Origin of the sequence: Pseudomonas sp. PONIH3 (genome assembly GCF_002934345.1) — a bacterium.
Lineage (GTDB): Bacteria > Pseudomonadota > Gammaproteobacteria > Pseudomonadales > Pseudomonadaceae > Aquipseudomonas > Aquipseudomonas soli.
This window is the reverse complement of the sequence record NZ_CP026386.1, coordinates 5688301-5705458: the sequence shown is the minus strand read 5'-3', so window position 1 is coordinate 5705458 and position 17158 is coordinate 5688301. Positions and strand designations below refer to the sequence as shown.

The following is a 17158-nucleotide window of genomic DNA, read 5'->3' as shown; positions in this document are numbered from 1 at the left end:
CGCGGTGTGTTGAGGCAAAGGTTACGCAGCGCCTTACATAAGGTAAAAGTCTCATTTATGATGAAGCACATCAGATTATCTTATGAGAAAAGCATGCTAGCCCGGCACATCCAGTATTTCCTCGCAGTGGCTCAACATCACAGTTTTACCCGCGCCGCGGCGGCACTGCATGTCTCCCAGCCGGCGCTGTCACAACAGGTCAGGCAACTGGAGGAAAGCCTTGGCGCGCAGTTGTTCGACCGTTCCGGGCGCAGCACGCGGCTGACCGATGCCGGGGAGGTCTACCTGCGCTATGCCAAGCGGGCGGAACAGGAGCTGCTGGAGGCCAGGCGCGCCATCCATGACGTGGGCGACCTCAGCCGAGGATCGCTGCGGGTGGCGGTGACGCCGACCTTCACCACCTATCTGATCGGCCCGCTGGTCGAGGCCTTCCATGCGCGTTATCCGAACATCACCCTGAACCTACGAGAGATCGCCCAGGAGCGCATGGAGGAGTTGTTGCAGGCCGATGAGCTGGATGTCGGCATCGCCTTCGATGAGGTCCACAACCAGGACATCGACAGCCGCCCGCTGTTGGTGGAAACCCTGGCGCTGGTGGTCGGCCGCGCGCATCCGCTGGCCACTACCCGCAGTATTGGCCCACACGCGCTCAACGACGAGTCGCTGATCTTGCTCAGCGCCGAGTTCGCCACGCGCGAGCAGATCGAGCGCTATTGCCGCCAGCACGGTATCCGCCCACGGGTGCGGATGGAGGCCAACGCGATTGGCGCAGTGATCGAAGTGGTGCGCCGCACGACACTGTCGACCCTGCTGCCCGCCAACCTTGCCCTGGCCCATGATGACCTGACCGCCATTGCCCTGGACCCACTGCGCCTGCAGCGCACCGCAGTCTTGATGCAGCGCAGGGGCGCCTACCAGAGCGCGGCGGCGCGGGCTTTCAGCGAAGTGGCGACGTCAGTGGCGGCAAGCCTGGAAACAGGCGACAGCGCAGCCGGTATTCAGCTCAGCTGAGCGATCAACACCGCATTGGTGTAGATCAGGCTGCCATCGCTGGCCCGATGCCCGACCAGGTGGAACTGGCCACGCTCGTCGTCGCTCAGGTAGACGCGCAGGCGGCAGTCCGACAGCGGGCCGTAGCCCTCGGGCAGCACCAGGTTCAGGCTGTCCATGTCGACATCCACCATCGCCTCGGACTCGTGGCTCTGTTGCAGGTGTTCCTCGGCCTGCTCCAACTTGCGATGGTTCACGCCCTGGATGTCGAAGTGGATATCACCCACCGGGGTGGACCTGCGATCACCCTCACCTTTGAACCAGCCTTCGATCGTCAGCGTACTCATTGGCGATTCCTCATGCTGTGGAGCATTTTCGATCACTGCTGATGGGGTTGACCTTGGCGTGGTTGAGAACGTTCCAATCGTTCGCCCGGCCACTCAGACGCCTTGCGCCAAGGCCGCCTCCATTGCCCTGGCCTGCCCCCGCAGCGCCTGGCAGAACGGCTCCAGCACCGAAGATGCGGGCCGCAGCTCGGGCCGGATCAGCATCACCTGGTACGGCACCGACAGGCCCAGTCGGCGGATCGCCAGCCCAGTTTGCCCGGCCTCCAGCCCGCTCAGTGGATTGATGATCGCTACACCCAGCCCCTGGCGGACCATGGCGCACACCGAGGCGGCGCTGGTGGTCTCGATGATCGTGCGGCGGTTCACTGCGGCCTCGCGAAAATGCCGGTCGAGTTGCTGCCGGTAGCGGTCCAGGCTGGCCAGGTTGATGAAATCGACCTCGTGGAAGTCCTGCAACTGGAGTAACGGCTTGGCCAGCAGGGGGTGCTGCGCGGGCAGCACGCAGACCATGTCGGCACTGAACAACAGTTCGCCGACCGCGCCCCGCGGTACCTGCGCGGTCTCGGTGAGGCCAAGGTCGTGCTGTTGGGCAACCAGCGACTCCTCAAGCAACGGCGACTCCTGGGCGGTGATACTCAGGCTGACGCCGGGATGGTGCTGGTGAAACGCCTTGCAGGCCTTCGGCAGCAGGGTTTGCGAGAACAGCGGCAGGCAGGTGATGGCCAGCCGGCCTTGTTCGAAGTTGCGGATGGCCTGGGCGAAGCGGTCGATGCGCTCCAGGCCGACAAAGGCCCGCTCGACCTCCTTGATCAACAGCAAAGCCTGGGCGCTGGGCACCAGGCGCCCGCCCTCGCGGTCGAACAGGTTCAGCCCGGTGACCTGCTCCATGCGCGCCAGTTCGCGGCTCACCGTGGGCTGCGAAGTGAACAGCAGGCGCGCAGCCCCGGTGACGCTGCCGGCAGCCATGATGGCGCGGAATACCTCGATATGGCGGATGGAGAGTTTCATGGTTGCTCGGTGGTAAAGAGAGTAAGCGTGTCAGCAACTTGGTTGCTTGAGCTGATATCAGATATGAATATCTAGCAGAAAAAAATCTATTTTTCTGAATTTATAAAATCCCCCACTATCGGCGCATCCAAAACAAGGAACGCCACCATGACCACTACCCTCCTGGCCGAAGCAGTCCGCCAGCATGGCTCGCCGCTGTGGGCCTACAACGCCCCGACCATCCACCAGCGCATCGACCAGCTCAAGCAGCACTTCGACACCGTGCGCTTCGCGCAGAAGGCCAACCCCAACCTGCACGTGCTGCGCCTGATCCGTGAACGCGGCCTGGTGCTCGACGCGGTATCCCTGGGGGAAATGGAGCGCGCTTTTGCCGCCGGCGCATCGGTGGGCGGCGACCCCGCCGGCGTGGTGCTGACTTGCGACGTGCTGGACCAACCGACCCTGGCGCGGGTGGTGCAGACCGGTATCGAGGTCAATGCCGGCTCTATCGACATGCTCCGCCAGCTCGGCGAGCGCTCCCCCGGCCACCGGGTGTGGCTACGCATCAACCCCGGCTTCGGCCATGGCCATAGTCGCAAAACCAATACCGGCGGCGAGAACAGCAAGCACGGCATCTGGCACGAACAACTGCCCGATGCGCTGGCTTGCGTGAAACAACACGGCCTGCACCTGGTGGGCGTGCACATGCACATCGGCTCGGGGGTGGACTACCAGCACCTGGAGCAAGTGGCCAGCGCGATGGTCGAGCTGATCGGCCGGCTGGGCATGGATATCGAAGCCTTCTCCATCGGGGGCGGCCTGTCCACCCCCTACCGCGACGGCGACCAACCAGTGGACCTGCAGCGCTACGCCCGAACCTGGGCGGTGGCCCGCTCGGAGATCGAGACGATGCTCGGTCACCCGGTACGCATGGAGATCGAGCCTGGGCGCTTCGTGGTCGCCGAAGCTGGCTGCCTGGTGACCGAGGTGCGCGCGGTCAAGCAGATGGGTGAGCGCCACTACATCCTGGTCGATGCCGGCTTCAACGACCTGATGCGCCCGGCCATGTACGGGGCCTACCACCGCATGAGCCTGTTCGACGCAGTGGGCCGGCCCGTGAGCCGCCCATTGCAGCCAACCGTCGTAGCCGGGCCGCTGTGCGAGTCGGGGGATGTGTTCACCCAGAACGACGAGGAGTTGACCCCCCACGACTTGCCCCAGGCCAAGGTCGGTGACCTGCTGGTAATTCACGATGCAGGGGCTTATGGCGCATCCATGTCGTCGAACTACAACAGCCGACCGTTGTTGCCAGAGTTCCTGCTCGATCAGGGTCAACTGCGCATGATTCGCCGGAGACAGAGGGTCGAGGAATTGTTGCAGCTCGAGCAGTTCGACTAGCCGGCAGGGGCTAGTGATTGTCGGTGGCGGATCGGCGGAAGGCGATCCGCCGTCGAAACCATGTCAAAATGGTGGCTCGAAAGCAGATGTGAGATACTTGATCCGAACTCTCCGCGTTTTGTTGCAGAAGGCCAATCAGGATACGCCAGAAGGCGCAAGGAGCGCGTTTCCAACCCCACGGCGACGCCGCTTCACCAAATCGCATGCCTTCAGCATCCGGATGCGCCACATGCCTACACGGCCACGCCCCAAGCTCACCTTGCGCACGCTGCTGCTGGCGTTCGCGCTGATCTGTGCTGTCGCAACCCTGGCCAATACTTTCTGGGTGATGTTCACCACCCAGAGATCCGAGCTGGCGGAAAACGCCCTGCAGACCAACCAGGCTTACGCTGCCCGGATCGCAACCAGTGTGGAGGAAGTGCTGAGTTCCGAACTGGATCGCCTGGGGTTTGCATCCACACTCATCGGCCATGCCTTCGCAGACCGAACTGCCCTGCACGACGAGGCACACCGCCTGCTGAACCAGGACCACAGCTTCAATTCGGTACTGATAGCCAACGCACAAGGAAAGATCATCGCTTCGGCCCCCAGCAGCCTGCAACTGGACGGAAAGGCGCTGCAACGTCGTTCCCCTCTGACCAGGCGAGAACCGATGATCAGCGACGCATTCAAGTCCCTGGCAGGCAATCTGGTCGTGTTCGTCTCCCACCCTGTTTTCAGCCCCGACGGCGAATACCTCGGGCTTGTCGGCGGAAGCATCCGCCTGGAACAGAAAAACACGTTGCAAGCGCTCATGGACCTGAACATCCGCGAGGATGGCGCGCATGTCTACCTGGTCGATAGCCATCGACAAGTGCTTTACCACCCGGACCCGCGGCGCATCGGGACGAACCTGGCCGCTGACCCTATCGTCGATGCCGCGCTGCAGCAAGACCACGGTTCGCTGCGGGCGAAGGACGGCAGTGGCAACGAAATGCTCGCGGGTTATGCCAGTATCCCCAGCAGTCGTTGGAGCGTGATTTCACAGCGGCCTCTATCGAACATTGAGGCAACGCTGAAGGCGACGACGATCAAAGTTGCCAAAGGCATCGTCCCCCTCGGTCTGTTCGGACTGCTGTTGATCTGGTGGCTGGGCGTGAAAATTTCCGTCCCTCTCTCCCGACTGGCGGAGAACGCCAAGCGCCTGGATGCACCTGAAAGCTACGAACGGATCCTCGCGGTTCCTGCGGACTACGTTGAAAGCTGGCAGATCCGCCGCGCGCTGCTCCTGGGAGCGGCCCTGCTGCAGGAGAAGATTGGGCGGCTCAACCAGCAGGCACATAGCGACCCGCTGACCGGACTGGCGAATCGCCGGGCCATGGAGGAAACCATGGCGCTATGGCAGCAATCCCTGAAAACCTTCGCTGCGATCGCCGTGGACATCGACCATTTCAAGCGCGTCAACGACACCTATGGCCATGGCGCCGGGGATGAAACCGTCCGCGCCGTCGCCCGGTTGATGAGACAGGTATCGCGCCCGGACGACATGGTATGCCGTGTGGGCGGCGAGGAGTTCCTGCTGCTCTTGCCCAATGGTTCGATTGCGACCGGCGCAGAGGTCGCCGAACGGCTCCGAGCAGTGATCGAGGCGGCGCAATTCGATACTGTCGGGCATATCACGATCTCGCTGGGGGTGGCCATGTGGAAAGCGGGCGAACCGATGTCAGCCGCGTTGGAACGATCGGACCGGATGCTCTATCAAGCCAAGGCCCAGGGACGTAATCGGGTAGTAACGGAACCCGCGCTAACGGGTGTTACATAACGATGACGCCAGCGCCGGGCCTGGTCACGGGTCGGTCGGCGCGACCAACCGGTACCCCACGCCCGCCTCGGTGATGATGAACCGCGGCGCCGTAGGGTCGTCACCCAATTTCTGCCGCAGGTGCCCTACCACGATACGCAGGTAGTGGGTGTCGTCCACATGGGTCGGCCCCCAGATGTCCTTGAGCAGTTGCTGCTGGGTGATGACCCTCCCGGGATGCCCGGCCAGCTGCGCCAGCAGCGCGTATTCCTTGCGCGTCAAGGCTATCTCCAGGCCGTCCAGCGTGACCTTGCGAAAAGCGAAGTCCACCGTCAGCGGCCCGAAGCCCGCCGCAGCGGCCACGCTGCCAAGCTGAGGCGCCTGGCGCAGCAAAGCCCGCACCCGGGCGAGGAATTCCTGGATACCGAACGGCTTGGTCACGTAGTCGTTGGCCCCACCGTCGAGCGCATCGACCTTCTGCACTTCGCTGGCACGCACCGACAGCACCATCACAGGCACCGTGCTCCATTCACGCAGCTCGCGCAGCACTTGCTGACCGTCCATGTCCGGCAAGCCGAGGTCGAGCACCACCAGGTCGGGCTTGTTCAAGGCGGCCTGGGCCAAGCCGTCGCTGCCCGTGCCGGCCTCGATCACCTTGTAGCCCTGGGACGCCAGGCTGATGCGCAGGAACTTGCGGATCTGCGGCTCGTCGTCGATGACCAGCAAGGTGGCGGCTTGGCTCATGGGGCTTCACTTTCGGTAACGGGTTGGGTCGGCAGCGGCAAGCATAGAGTGATGCAGGTGCCGTGGCCATCGATGCCGTCATCGACCAGGATGCGGCCGCCATGGGCACCGATCATGCCCTGGCAGATCGCCAGGCCCAGGCCGGTGCCCTGCCCGCCCCGATCGCCGCGGGCGGCGGTGTAGAACATGTCGAAGATCTTTTCGCGCTCGTCCTGGGGGATGCCGGGGCCCTCGTCGGCGACTGCGAGGCACAGCTGTTCGTCGTGCACCGAGACCTGCAGTTGCAGCCGACCGTTGGCCGGGGAAAAGCGTGCAGCGTTTTCCAGCACATTGATCAGCGCCTGCTCGATCAGCGCCGCGTGCACGAACAGCAGCGGCAGCTCGGGCGGGACTTCGGTGTGCACGCGCAGGGGCGCCAGCACCACGCGCAAGCGGTTGAGGGCGCTGCCGACGATATCAGCCGGGGCTACCCAGTCGCGGGCCAGCTTGAGCGTGCCGTGGCCCAGGCGGGTCATGTCCAGCAGATTCTGGATGTAGCGATCCAGGCGCTCGGCTTCGTTGCGGGTACCTTCCAGCAGCTCGCGGCGGTCGTCCGGGGGGATGGCGTCACCCAGCGCCAGCAGGCTGTCGATGCTGCCGCGCATCGACGTCAGCGGCGTGCGCAGGTCATGGGAGACCGAGGCGAGCAAGGCGCTGCGCAGTTGCTCGGTTTCACCGTGCAGGCGGGCGGCTTCCAGTTGCTCGCCCAGGCGGGCACGGGCCAGGGCCTGGGCCAGGGGCTGCGCCAGGGCCATCAACAACCGACGGCGCGGATCACTCAGTGGTTCGCCGTCGCGTGGGCGAATGCCGAGCAGGGCCAGGGGCTGTTCCTCCACGGCCAGCGGCCACCACCACCAACGACCGTGGGGCAAGGTGTCACTGCCAAAGCCCGCGGCCTGGCCATGTTGCCAGGCCCATTCGGCCGCGGCGCGTTCATTGTCGGTGAAGGCTGGCGAGCCACCACTGGCCACTTGCAACAGGCCGTCGGCGCTGCGTTCGAGCAGACACACCTGCACGCCCTGCCAACCATCCATATGCTGGCCGGCAGCGCTGAACACCGCCTGGCGGTCGGTGGCCACAGTCAGGCGGCGCGACAGGTCGAGCAACTGGCGGGTCTCTGCCTGGGTCTCGCGCAGCGCCTGCAACTGGCGGCGCTGGCGCGCGGCGAGGTTGCCTGTAAGCGCGGCCATCAGCAGGAAGAACACCAGGGTCAGCACGTCCTCTTCGCGCTGGATGGCGAAGGAGAAGTTCGGCGGGATGAACAGGAAGTCGTAGGTGAGGAACGACAGCGCCGCGCACGCCAGCGCCGGCCCCAGGCTGCTGCGTACCGCCACCAGCAGCACGGCGGCAAGAAACACCAGGGAAATGTTGGGCAGCGCCAGCACGCTCGACACGGCCCAGGCCAGGCCTGCGGCCAGCAGCGTGGCAACCAGCGCCAGCACATAATGGCGCCATACCCATACGCGCTTTGCTGCCGTGCGCGCCGCTGGCGGCTGGGCATCGCGGTCGAGTACGTTGATCTCCAGGCCGTGACTCTCACGCAGCAGGCGCGCCGCCACGCCGGCGCCGACCAGGCGCCGACGCAACAGGTCACGGGACTGGCCCACCAGCACCAGGCTGGCGCGGCGCTCGGCGGCGTGCTGGATCAGCGTGCGCGCCACTTCGCCGGCGCGCAACAGCACCACTTCGCCGCCAAGGCGCTCGGCCAGTTGCTGGGCGGCCTGCAAGCGATGGCGGGCCGTTTCGTCGCGCAAGCGCCCGTTATCGACATGGACCACGCTCCATGGCAGATGGCGACGCTGGGCGACGCGGCAGGCATGGCGCACCAGGCGTTCGGCCTGCTCGTCGCCATCGATGCCCACCAGCAGCCGGCCGCGCAGGGCCGGGGCTTCCTGGCCGCGCTGGCGGTAGCCGCTGGCCAGGTCCGCGTCCACCTGGGCGGCGGCGGTCTGCATGGCCAGCTCGCGCAGGGCAGTGAGGTTGGTCTGGGAGAAATAGGCCTCGATGGCCGCCCGTGCCTGTTCGGGCACGTAGACCTTGCCCTCGCGCAAGCGCTCGAGCAGCTCGCGCGGCGGCAGGTCAATCAGTACCAGTTCGAAGGCTTCCTGCAGCACCCAGTCGGGCAATGTCTCGCGCACCTGCACGCCGGTGATGTCGCGGACCTTGTCGTTGAGGCTTTCCAGGTGCTGGACGTTGACCGTGGTGTATACGTCGATGCCGGCGGCGAGCAGTTCCTGCACGTCCTGCCAGCGCTTGGCGTGGCGGCTGCCGGGGGCGTTGGTGTGCGCCAGCTCATCGACCAGCACCAGCGCAGGCGCGGCCTTGAGCAAGCCGTCGAGGTCCATTTCCTCGAGCATCACGCCGCGATATTCGCGGCGCAGCAGAGGTTGTTGGGTCAGCCCGCCGAGCAGGGCTTCGGTCTCGGCGCGGCCGTGGGTCTCGACCACTCCGGCCACCACTTGCAAGCCCTGGCGCTGCTGGGCGTGGGCGGCCTGGAGCATGGCAAAGGTCTTGCCGACCCCGGGCGCGGCGCCGAGGAACACCTTGAGCCTGCCGCGACCTTCGCGGGGCAGGCCGGCCAGCAGCGCATCGGCGCGAGTGGGGTTGCTCATGCTTCATCCTTCAAAATGTCACGAATGAGGGCCTGCGGCGATGGGCCGCAAAGCGGCCTCGGCTTCAGTGGCTCGGAGCAAGACGCTCAAGCGCCTGGTTCAACGCCAGCACATTGACCACCGGCGGCCCGACCAATGGGCGCAGGGTGGCGTCATTCACCAGCACTTGCAAGCGCTCCTCCGAGACCTGCCGCGCCGCCGCCACGCGCGGCAGCTGGTAAGCGATGGCCTCGGGCGGCAGGTGCGGGTCCAGCCCGCTGCCGGAGGTGGTCAACAGCGCCTGGGGCACTGGCCCCTGCTGCGCCTGGTACTGCTGGGAGGCGTCAGTCCTGACCCGATCGGCCAGCGCCGGGTTGCTCGGCGCCAGGTTGCTCGCGCCACTGGCCACGGTGACATAGGCGCCCGCCGAAGGCCGCGACTGGAACCAGCCATCGCCCTTGAATTCCTGGGCGATCAGCGCCGAGCCGCGCACCTGACCACGGTCATCGCGCACCAGGCTACCGTTGGCCTGCTCAGGGAAGGCGACCTGGGCGATGCCGGTCACCGCCAGGGGATACAGCGCGCCGGTGACCACGGTCATCAGCAGGACCAGGCTCAGGGCCGGGCGTACATAAGCGGTCATGTCAGTCTCTCCTCAGACCAGGTGCAGCGCAGTAAGCAGCATGTCGATCAGCTTGATCCCGGCGAACGGCACGACAATGCCGCCCAGGCCGTAGACCAGCAGGTTGCGCCGCAGCAAATGGGCGGCGCTGGCGGCCTGCACCCGCACACCGCGCAACGCCAGGGGGATCAGCACGATGATGATCAGCGCGTTGAACACGATGGCCGAGAGGATCGCGCTCTGCGGGCTGGCCAGGTGCATCAGGTTGAGCACGCCCAACTGCGGGTAGATGGCGGCGAACAGCGCCGGCAGGATGGCGAAGTACTTGGCCACGTCGTTGGCGATGGAGAAGGTGGTCAGCGCGCCGCGGGTGACCAGCAGCTCCTTGCCCACCTGCACCACGTCCAGCAGCTTGGTCGGGTCGCTGTCGAGATCGACCATGTTGGCGGCCTCGCGTGCAGCCTGGGTGCCGTCGTTCATCGCCATGCCCACGTCAGCTTGGGCCAGGGCCGGCGCGTCGTTGGCGCCGTCACCGCACATGGCGACCAGGCGTCCGTCGTTCTGCTCCTGGCGAATACGCGCCAGCTTCTTCTCCGGGGTAGCCTCGGCGAGCACGTCATCGACGCCCGCCTCGGCGGCGATGGCGGCGGCGGTCAGCGGGTTGTCGCCGGTGACCATCACGGTGCGGATGCCGAGCTTGCGCAGTTCGGCGAAGCGCTCGCGGATACCGGGCTTGACCACATCCTTGAGGTGGATCACGCCGAGCAGGTGCTTGTCGACGCATACCAGCAGCGGGGTACCGCCGCTCTGGGCGATGCGCTCCACTTCACGGGCCAGGGCGGCGGGCAGCTCCAGGCGTTGCAGGCCGCAGAAGGCCAGCACCGCGTCGACGGCGCCCTTGCGGTAGCGGCGCTGCTGGAAATCGATGCCCGACAGGCGCGTCTCGGCGCTGAAGGCGATGGCTTCGTACTGATTGCTTGCAGGTTCCGCGAAGTCGTGCAACTGGCGCAGGTACTCGACGATCGACTTGCCCTCGGCAGTGTCGTCGGCCAGCGAGGCGAGCAAGGCGCCCTCCCCCAGCTCCTTGGCGGTCACGCCCGAAGCTGCATGCAGGGCACTGCAGCGACGGTTGCCGAAGGTGATGGTTCCGGTCTTGTCGAGCATCAGCGTGTGCACGTCGCCTGCCGCTTCCACGGCGCGGCCAGAGCGGGCGATCACGTTCAGGCGCACCAGGCGGTCCATACCGGCGATGCCGATGGCCGACAACAGGCCGCCGATGGTGGTGGGGATCAGCGTCACCAGCAGCGCGGCGAGGAAGATCAGCGGCAGCTCGCCGCCGGCGAAGCGGGCGAACGGCTGCAGGGTCACCACCACGATCAGGAAGATCAGGGTCAGGCCGATCAGCAGGATGTCGAGGGCGATCTCGTTGGGGGTCTTCTGCCGCTTGGCGCCTTCGACCAAGGCGATCATGCGGTCCAGGGTCGACTCGCCGGGGTTGCTGGTGATGCGGATCAGCAGCCAGTCGGAGACCAGGCGAGTGTTGCCGGTAACGGCCGAACGGTCACCGCCGGACTCGCGGATCACCGGCGCGGACTCGCCGGTGATGGCCGCCTCGTTGACCGCGGCGATGCCTTCGAGCACCTCGCCGTCGCCGGGGATCAGCTCACCGGCCACCACGCGCACCACGTCGTCCTTGCGCAACTGGGTGGCGGCGACGGTCTCGAACGTACCGTCGCTCTTGCGACGCTTGGCGGCCAGGCCCTGGCTGCCAGCCTTGAGGCTGTCGGCGCGGGCCTTGCCACGGCCTTCGGCAAGGGCTTCGGCGAAGTTGGCGAACAGCACGGTGAACCATAGCCACACGGTGATCTGCACGGCCACTGAAGTGCTCACGCCACTTTCAGGGGCAAAGCAAAGCACCGTGGTCAGCATGGCAGTGAGGGCCACCACCAGCATCACCGGGGCGCGCCTGAGCTGGCGCGGGTCGAGCTTGACGAAGGCCTGCACCAGCGCCGGGCGCCACAGGGCGGCGAAACGGGTCTGGTCCTTGGCGCTATGACGCGCCTTCACTTCGGGAATGGGCATGTTCATGGTGTGTTCCTCAGAAACCCAGGCTCAGGTGTTCGGCAATCGGCCCCAGGGCCAGGGTCGGCAGGAAGGTCAGGCCACCTACCAGCAGGATGGTCACCAGCAGCAGCGTGGTGAACAGCGGGCCGTGGGTGGGGAAGCTGTTCAGGCCTTGTGGCGCGCTCTTCTTGGCCGCCAGGCTACCGGCCAGGGCCAGCACCGGCAGGATGTAGCCGAAGCGGCCGATCAGCATGGCCAGGCCAATCATCACGTTGTGGAACGGGGTGTTGGCACCGAAGCCGGCGAACGCTGAGCCATTGTTGGCGGTACCGGAGGTGTAGGCGTACAACAGTTGGCTGAAGCCGTGGGCGCCGGGGTTGGTCACCGCGCCGGCAGGTCCGGACAGGCTGGCGGCGATGGCGCCGAGCACCAGCACGCCCACCGGCATCACCAGCAGGGTCGCCACCAGCAGTTGCACTTCACGGGCCTGCAGCTTCTTGCCCAGGTATTCCGGGGTGCGGCCGATCATCAGGCCGGCCAGGAACACGGCGATCAACACGAACAGCAGCATGCCGTAGAGGCCGGCGCCGACGCCGCCGAAGATCACCTCGCCAAGCATCATGTTGACCATCGCCACCATGCCGGTCAGTGGGTTAAGGCTGTCGTGCATGGCGTTGACCGAACCGTTGGAAGCTGAGGTGGTGGTCACCGTCCACAGCACCGAACCGGTGGTGCCAAAGCGGCTTTCCTTGCCTTCCAGCGGCGCGCCTTGTTGCACCTGGGCGCTTTCCAGGGCCGGGTTGGGCTGGTGTTCCGACCACAGCGCGGTGCTGCCACCGATCAGGAACAGCGCCAGCATGCAGGCGATGATCGCGCGGCTCTGGCGCAGGTCCTTCACATAGTGGCCAAAGGTGAATACCAGGGCCACCGGGATCAGGATGATCGAGGCCACTTCGAACAGGTTGCTCCAGGCCGTGGGGTTCTCGAACGGGTGCGCCGAGTTGACGCCGAAGAAGCCACCGCCGTTGGTGCCCAACTGCTTGATGGCGATCTGGCTGGCGGCCGGGCCCAGCGGGATGGTCTGGTCGGTGCCTTGCAGGGTCAGGGCGTGGACGTAGTCGGCAAAGGTCTGCGGCACGCCTTGCCAGACCAGCAGCAGCGCCAGCACCAGGCACAGCGGCAGCAGGCCGTAGAGGGTGGCGCGGGTCAGGTCGACCCAGAAGTTGCCCAGGGTGTTGGCAGACCGGCGGGCAATACCCCGGCACAGGGCGACCAGCACAGCCAGGCCGGTGGCGGCACTGACGAAGTTCTGCACGGTCAGGCCGATCATTTGCGTCAGGTAGCTGACCGAGGCTTCACCGCTATAGGCTTGCCAGTTGGTGTTGGTCATGAAGCTGACCGCAGTGTTGAACGCCAGCGACCACTCCTGGCCCGGCAGGTGCTGCGGGTTCAGTGGCAGCGAGCCTTGCAGCAGCAGCACGGCGAACAACAGCAGGAAGCCCGCAAGGTTGAACGCCAGCAGCGCCAGGGTGTACTGCTTCCAGCCCTGCTCCTGTTCGGCATCTACCCCGGCCAGGCGGTAGCACCCCCGCTCCACCGGTCCAAGGAGGGGAGACAGCCAGGTACGCTGGCCTTCCATCACCTTGTAGTAGAAGCGTCCGAGCCAGGGCGCCGGCAACAGCACGATGGCGAAGAACGCCAGCAGCAGCAGGTAATCGTAACTGTGCATGGTCGCCCCTTAGCCGCGATCGGCGCGCAGCAGCGCCACCAGCAGGTAAACCGCCAACGCCACCGCCAGAAGCAGTGACAGCCCGTCGAGCATGTACATGTGCAATCTCCCCTAGTTGCGGCGTGAAGGCCGCTTTGGGGAAATTGTCCGAGGGAGGGGCGTAAAGGGGCGAGATGGGGGGTGGGGTCAAGGCATAAAGAAAGCGTAAAGATCGCTGATAGATCGCGGGGCAAGCCCGCGATGGAGATCAGCGCTGCGGTGTGTGCTGCGCGGTATTGCGGCTCCAGTCCAGCAGCAGGCTGTACCCCACCGCCAGCAAGGTCGGCCCGATGAACAGCCCGATGAAGCCGAACGCGATCAGGCCGCCGAACACGCCGAGCAGCACGATGACCAGCGGCAGGTTACCGCCGCGGCTGATCAGGTACGGCTTGAGCACGTTGTCCACGCCGCTGATGATGAAGGTGCCCCAGACGCCCAGGAATACCGCCATGCCGTAGTCGCCCTTCCACACCAGCCAGGCGGTGGCCGGTATCCAGGCCAGCGGCGGACCCATGGGGATCAGGCTGAGCATGAAGGTCACCAGGCCCAGCACGATGGCCCCCGGCACGCCGGCGATCAGGAAGCCGATCAGTGCCAGCAGCGCCTGGGCGGCAGCGGTGCCGATCACGCCGTTGACCACCCGCTGCACGGTGCCGGCGACCAGGTCGACGTAGTACTCGGCGCGCTCGCCCACCAGCCGTTGCAGCAAGCGGTGCACGAACGCCGCCAGGCGTGGCCCGTCGCGGTAGAAGAAGAACACGAACACCAGGCTCAGGGTCAGCTCCAGCACCCCGCCGCCGATCTGCGCGCTGCGGGCCAGCAACCAGTTGCCGACCTGCCCCAGGTACGGCTTGGCCGAGGCCAACAAGGCCGCGCCCTGCTGGTCAAAGGACTCCCACCAGCCGACCAGGCGCTCGCCCACGAACGGAATCCCGGCCACCCAGGCGGGCGCGTCCGGCAGGCCATCAACCTGCACATCACGAATGAACGCGGTGGCATCACGCACATGGTCGGCCAGGTTGAAACCCAGCCACACCAGGGGCAAGGCCACCAGCAGGATCCACACCGTAGTCAGCAGGCTCGCGGCGAGGGTTTCGCGGCCGCCCAGCACACGGGTCAGCAAGCGCATCAGCGGCCAGCTGGCAAAGGCCAGGATGGCGCCCCACAGCAGCGCCGAGATGAATGGCGCCATCACCCACAGCGCGGCACCCAGCAGGGTGAGCAGCAGGATCTGGATCAACAGGCGGTCATTGTTGGCCATGGTGGCGCTCACTCAACGGATCAGTTCCAGGTGCAGGCCTTCGGTCGGGGCGTCGCCTACCTCGAGCCGGGCACTGCGCACGCCGGCCTTGACCAGTTGCTCGCGCCAGGCTTCGGCGCCCTTGCCACTAAGGCTGGCGCGCAGGGTGCTGTCCAGGTTAAGGCTGCGGGCCAGCAGCGTCGACCAGGCGGCCTGGGGCTCGGCGAGGTCAGGATAGTCGAGCTTGCCGGTGTCGCGCAGTTCGCGCAGCACCGTGGCGGCGGTGGGCAGCAGCTCGCCCAACGGACTGCCGGCGACGAACTCCTCGACATGCAGGTAAGCGCGGCGGTTGCCGCGGGTAACGCTGTACAGCGCCACCAGGGTGTCGGCTTCTTCGGCGGAGCGGCGCAACAGGATGAATGCCTGCTGCTCGTCACCGCCATTGAGGCGGGCGTTGGCGAACACGTCGTTGGCCCACAGGCTGGCCTCGCCGCAGTCGCGGCCCTGGCACCAGAACAACGGATAGCCACCGTCCTGCTGCAATGCCTCGCGGGCGCTGGTGAAGGCTTCGCGGGCGCTGCGCTCGACCGGCAGTTCGTAAGTCACCGAACTGACCTGGCCACGGCTCTCGACCTTGTCCTCGACCCGTAGCCGGCCACTGATCTTGCGCAGCGGGCCCATGGGGTAGACGCGTTCCTGCTCCACTGCCGGGCGTTGGTCGACCACCTTGGCGTCTGCGGGTACCGGCAGGCTGCCAGCCCAGAGGAGCGGGCTGGCGATGGCGAGGCACGCGGCGATGGCGCCGCGAACGAAAACAGGTGCGCTCATCGACCGCCCTCGCAGGTGGCGGGGCAAGGTGCGTGGATGTCTGGCATGTACATGGTTGTCTCCCTTTCAACCCGCCAAGCCTCGACACTTGTCCGGTGCAAGTCAAGGAATGCCAAAGAAGCGATTGAAACAGTCTGCGACAAGGGCCGCGCCCTCGGCGTCGTTCAGGTGCAGATGGTGCCCGCCCGGCAGGGTCACCTGCTCGAAGGGTAGCTGCTCCAGCAATTCCGTGTGGCGCGCCAGCATGCCGTCGGCAGCCACCACCAGATAGGCCGGGCAGGCGATGCGCTTGACGAAGGCCATGGCCTGGTCCTGGTTCAGCCGGGTGGGCGAAGGCAAGGTGAGGCGGCTGTCGCTGCGCCAGCTGTAGCCGCCGGGCACCGGCATCAGGCCGCGTTGGGCCAGTAACTCGGCGGCTTCGCGGCTCACCGCGACCATGCCCTTCATGCGCGCCTCGACGCCCTCCTCCAGGGTCGGGTACACCGACTTGCGCTTGCTCTCCAGGCGCAGCTGCGCCTGCAAGGCCAGCCCCAGGCGCTCGGCAGCGTCCTGTTCGCTGAGCGTCGGCGGGATCACGCCGTCGATCAGCGCCAGGTGGCTGACCCGCTCGGGCAAGGCGCCGGCCAGTTGCACCGAGATGATCGCGCCGAGCGAATGACCGAGCAGGCCGAAGCGTTCCCAGCCCAGTTGCTCGGCAACCCGCAGCACGTCGTGGGCGTAGTCGGCCAGGGCGTAGCCGGCACCGACCGGGCGATGCTCGGAGTAACCATGCCCGGCCAGGTCCAGGGCGACGATGCGTAGCCCTTTCAGCTGCGGCGCCAGACGGGCGAAGCTGTTGGCGTTGTCCAGCCAGCCATGCAGGGCGATCACCGGCAGGCCGTCGGCCGGACCGAACAGGTGCGCGGCCAGTTCGATGTGGCCCAGCGTCAGGCGGATCTCCTCGACCTGGGCGCTCATGCCTGGCTCCAGCGGTCGAACAGGCCCTTGATCAGGCTGGCGGTGTCGGTGGGCCGCTCCAGGGGGAACATGTGCCCACCCGGCAGGCTGTGGTACTCGCCTTTGGCCATGCCGCGCACGGCCAGGGCGTGGTGTTTGCGGATCACCCGGCTCTGGGCCCCGCGCACCATCGCCAGGGGCACCTGCAACTGACGTGGCCGGGCCGGGCTGACATGCGGAATGCTGCGGTAGATGCTGATTTCGGTAGCGGGGTCGAAGCGCAGGCGCAAACCGTCCTCGCCTTGCTCCAGGCCATGCTTCAGGTACGCCTCCAGGCACTCCGGATCGAAGTGGCGGAACAGGGTCTTGCCGGTAAAGTAACGGCGCGCACTGTCTCGGTCGGGAAAGGCCTCGCGCCGGCCCAGGGTACGCCCGGCCGGAGTGATGCGGTCGATGAAACCCAGACGCTTGGCGGCCTGGATCAGCCATTCGTCGGCGCGGGTCAGCACCGGCGAATCGAGCATCACCACCCCGCGGTAGAACTCCGGCCGACGCAGCGCCGCATGCAGGTGCAGCACACCGCCCAGGGAGTGACCGACACCCCAGACCGGTGCGTCCTGCCGCTCCAGGTGATGCAGCAGTTCGTCCACCAGGTTCTGCCAGTTGTCGTTGACCGGAAAGCGCGGATCGTGGGCGTGCTGTTCCAGGTGATGCACCTGGTAGTCCGGCGCCAGCGCGGCGAACAGCTTGCCGTAGGTGGCCGAAGGGAAGCCATTGGCGTGGGCGAAGAAGATCTGCTGCGACATGGCCGCCTGCTCTGCACG

At 66.2% G+C, this 17158-nt stretch carries 15 protein-coding genes; 3 read left to right on the top strand and 12 right to left on the bottom strand.

Features of this window, described 5'->3' with window-relative positions:
* The first annotated feature begins 93 nt into the window (after positions 1–93).
* Positions 94–1011 carry a transcriptional regulator CynR gene (gene cynR, locus C3F42_RS26395; protein ID WP_094012061.1) on the top strand — a complete coding sequence of 306 codons (918 nt, stop codon included), beginning with the start codon at positions 94–96 and terminating at the stop codon, positions 1009–1011.
* Here cynR and C3F42_RS26390 read toward each other — a convergent pair.
* Positions 999–1337: a hypothetical protein gene (locus C3F42_RS26390; protein WP_023630235.1), complete on the bottom strand. Its 339-nt coding sequence runs from the start codon at positions 1335–1337 to the stop codon at positions 999–1001. The two genes, cynR and C3F42_RS26390, sit on opposite strands and share 13 nt — an antisense overlap.
* 93 nt (positions 1338–1430) lie before the next feature.
* Entirely contained in the window at positions 1431–2345 is a 915-nt protein-coding gene (locus C3F42_RS26385; protein ID WP_094012060.1) for a LysR family transcriptional regulator, read from the bottom strand.
* 147 nt (positions 2346–2492) lie between these two features.
* On the opposite strand from C3F42_RS26385, the gene lysA reads away from it, so the two are divergent.
* Entirely contained in the window at positions 2493–3722 is a 1230-nt protein-coding gene (gene lysA, locus C3F42_RS26380; RefSeq protein ID WP_094012059.1) for a diaminopimelate decarboxylase, read from the top strand.
* Positions 3723–3819: 97 nt separating this feature from the next.
* Positions 3820–5523 carry a diguanylate cyclase gene (locus C3F42_RS26375; protein ID WP_256586235.1) on the top strand — a complete coding sequence of 568 codons (1704 nt, stop codon included), beginning with the start codon at positions 3820–3822 and terminating at the stop codon, positions 5521–5523.
* A gap of 24 nt (positions 5524–5547) precedes the next feature.
* Here the strand turns inward: C3F42_RS26375 and C3F42_RS26370 are convergent, their stop codons facing one another.
* From C3F42_RS26370 to C3F42_RS26325, 10 genes are all read right to left on the bottom strand, one after another.
* The gene (locus tag C3F42_RS26370; protein WP_094012058.1) at positions 5548–6246 is read right to left on the bottom strand and encodes a response regulator; all 699 of its coding nucleotides are present in this window, start codon (positions 6244–6246) and stop codon (positions 5548–5550) included.
* A complete protein-coding gene (locus tag C3F42_RS26365; RefSeq protein WP_038706491.1) occupies positions 6243–8897 on the bottom strand; it encodes a sensor histidine kinase KdpD in 2655 nt (884 codons plus the stop codon). Before C3F42_RS26365 ends, C3F42_RS26370 begins: the two co-directional genes overlap by 4 nt.
* Positions 8898–8961: 64 nt before the next feature.
* Positions 8962–9519, bottom strand: coding sequence for a potassium-transporting ATPase subunit KdpC (gene kdpC, locus C3F42_RS26360; protein WP_094012057.1), 558 nt, complete (start codon positions 9517–9519; stop codon positions 8962–8964).
* A gap of 12 nt (positions 9520–9531) precedes the next feature.
* Entirely contained in the window at positions 9532–11586 is a 2055-nt protein-coding gene (kdpB, locus tag C3F42_RS26355) for a potassium-transporting ATPase subunit KdpB (protein ID WP_094012056.1), read from the bottom strand.
* 10 nt (positions 11587–11596) lie between these two features.
* Positions 11597–13291, bottom strand: a complete 1695-nt coding sequence (gene kdpA, locus C3F42_RS26350; RefSeq protein WP_094012055.1) for a potassium-transporting ATPase subunit KdpA — start codon at positions 13289–13291, stop codon at positions 11597–11599.
* A gap of 9 nt (positions 13292–13300) precedes the next feature.
* Positions 13301–13390: a K(+)-transporting ATPase subunit F gene (gene kdpF / locus C3F42_RS26345; RefSeq protein ID WP_011534724.1), complete on the bottom strand. Its 90-nt coding sequence runs from the start codon at positions 13388–13390 to the stop codon at positions 13301–13303.
* Between the two features lie 148 nt (positions 13391–13538).
* Positions 13539–14591 carry an AI-2E family transporter gene (locus C3F42_RS26340; protein ID WP_038707582.1) on the bottom strand — a complete coding sequence of 351 codons (1053 nt, stop codon included), beginning with the start codon at positions 14589–14591 and terminating at the stop codon, positions 13539–13541.
* A gap of 12 nt (positions 14592–14603) precedes the next feature.
* Complete coding sequence (locus C3F42_RS26335; RefSeq protein WP_038706495.1) at positions 14604–15398, bottom strand: DUF4892 domain-containing protein; 795 nt, start codon at positions 15396–15398, stop codon at positions 14604–14606.
* A 102-nt stretch (positions 15399–15500) separates the two neighbouring features.
* Positions 15501–16355 carry an alpha/beta hydrolase gene (locus C3F42_RS26330; RefSeq protein ID WP_094012054.1) on the bottom strand — a complete coding sequence of 285 codons (855 nt, stop codon included), beginning with the start codon at positions 16353–16355 and terminating at the stop codon, positions 15501–15503.
* On the bottom strand, positions 16352–17140 hold the full coding sequence (locus C3F42_RS26325) for an alpha/beta fold hydrolase (RefSeq protein WP_094012053.1): 789 nt from the start codon (positions 17138–17140) through the stop codon (positions 16352–16354). The genes C3F42_RS26330 and C3F42_RS26325 overlap by 4 nt, the downstream gene beginning before the upstream one ends.
* Positions 17141–17158 lie beyond the last annotated feature (18 nt).

Excerpts from the sequence above, each read along its gene's own strand:
- C3F42_RS26370 (WP_094012058.1), bottom strand. The coding sequence starts at position 6,246 with ATGAGCCAAGCCGCCACCTTGCTGGTCATCGACGACGAGCCGCAGATC.
- cynR (WP_094012061.1), top strand. The coding sequence starts at position 94 with ATGCTAGCCCGGCACATCCAGTATTTCCTCGCAGTGGCTCAACATCAC.
- C3F42_RS26340 (WP_038707582.1), bottom strand. The coding sequence starts at position 14,591 with ATGGCCAACAATGACCGCCTGTTGATCCAGATCCTGCTGCTCACCCTG.
- C3F42_RS26385 (WP_094012060.1), bottom strand. The coding sequence starts at position 2,345 with ATGAAACTCTCCATCCGCCATATCGAGGTATTCCGCGCCATCATGGCT.
- kdpC (WP_094012057.1), bottom strand. The coding sequence starts at position 9,519 with ATGACCGCTTATGTACGCCCGGCCCTGAGCCTGGTCCTGCTGATGACC.
- C3F42_RS26390 (WP_023630235.1), bottom strand. The coding sequence starts at position 1,337 with ATGAGTACGCTGACGATCGAAGGCTGGTTCAAAGGTGAGGGTGATCGC.
- kdpF (WP_011534724.1), bottom strand. The coding sequence starts at position 13,390 with ATGTACATGCTCGACGGGCTGTCACTGCTTCTGGCGGTGGCGTTGGCG.
- kdpB (WP_094012056.1), bottom strand. The coding sequence starts at position 11,586 with ATGAACATGCCCATTCCCGAAGTGAAGGCGCGTCATAGCGCCAAGGAC.
- C3F42_RS26330 (WP_094012054.1), bottom strand. The coding sequence starts at position 16,355 with ATGAGCGCCCAGGTCGAGGAGATCCGCCTGACGCTGGGCCACATCGAA.
- C3F42_RS26365 (WP_038706491.1), bottom strand. The coding sequence starts at position 8,897 with ATGAGCAACCCCACTCGCGCCGATGCGCTGCTGGCCGGCCTGCCCCGC.
- C3F42_RS26325 (WP_094012053.1), bottom strand. The coding sequence starts at position 17,140 with ATGTCGCAGCAGATCTTCTTCGCCCACGCCAATGGCTTCCCTTCGGCC.
- C3F42_RS26335 (WP_038706495.1), bottom strand. The coding sequence starts at position 15,398 with ATGAGCGCACCTGTTTTCGTTCGCGGCGCCATCGCCGCGTGCCTCGCC.
- kdpA (WP_094012055.1), bottom strand. The coding sequence starts at position 13,291 with ATGCACAGTTACGATTACCTGCTGCTGCTGGCGTTCTTCGCCATCGTG.
- lysA (WP_094012059.1), top strand. The coding sequence starts at position 2,493 with ATGACCACTACCCTCCTGGCCGAAGCAGTCCGCCAGCATGGCTCGCCG.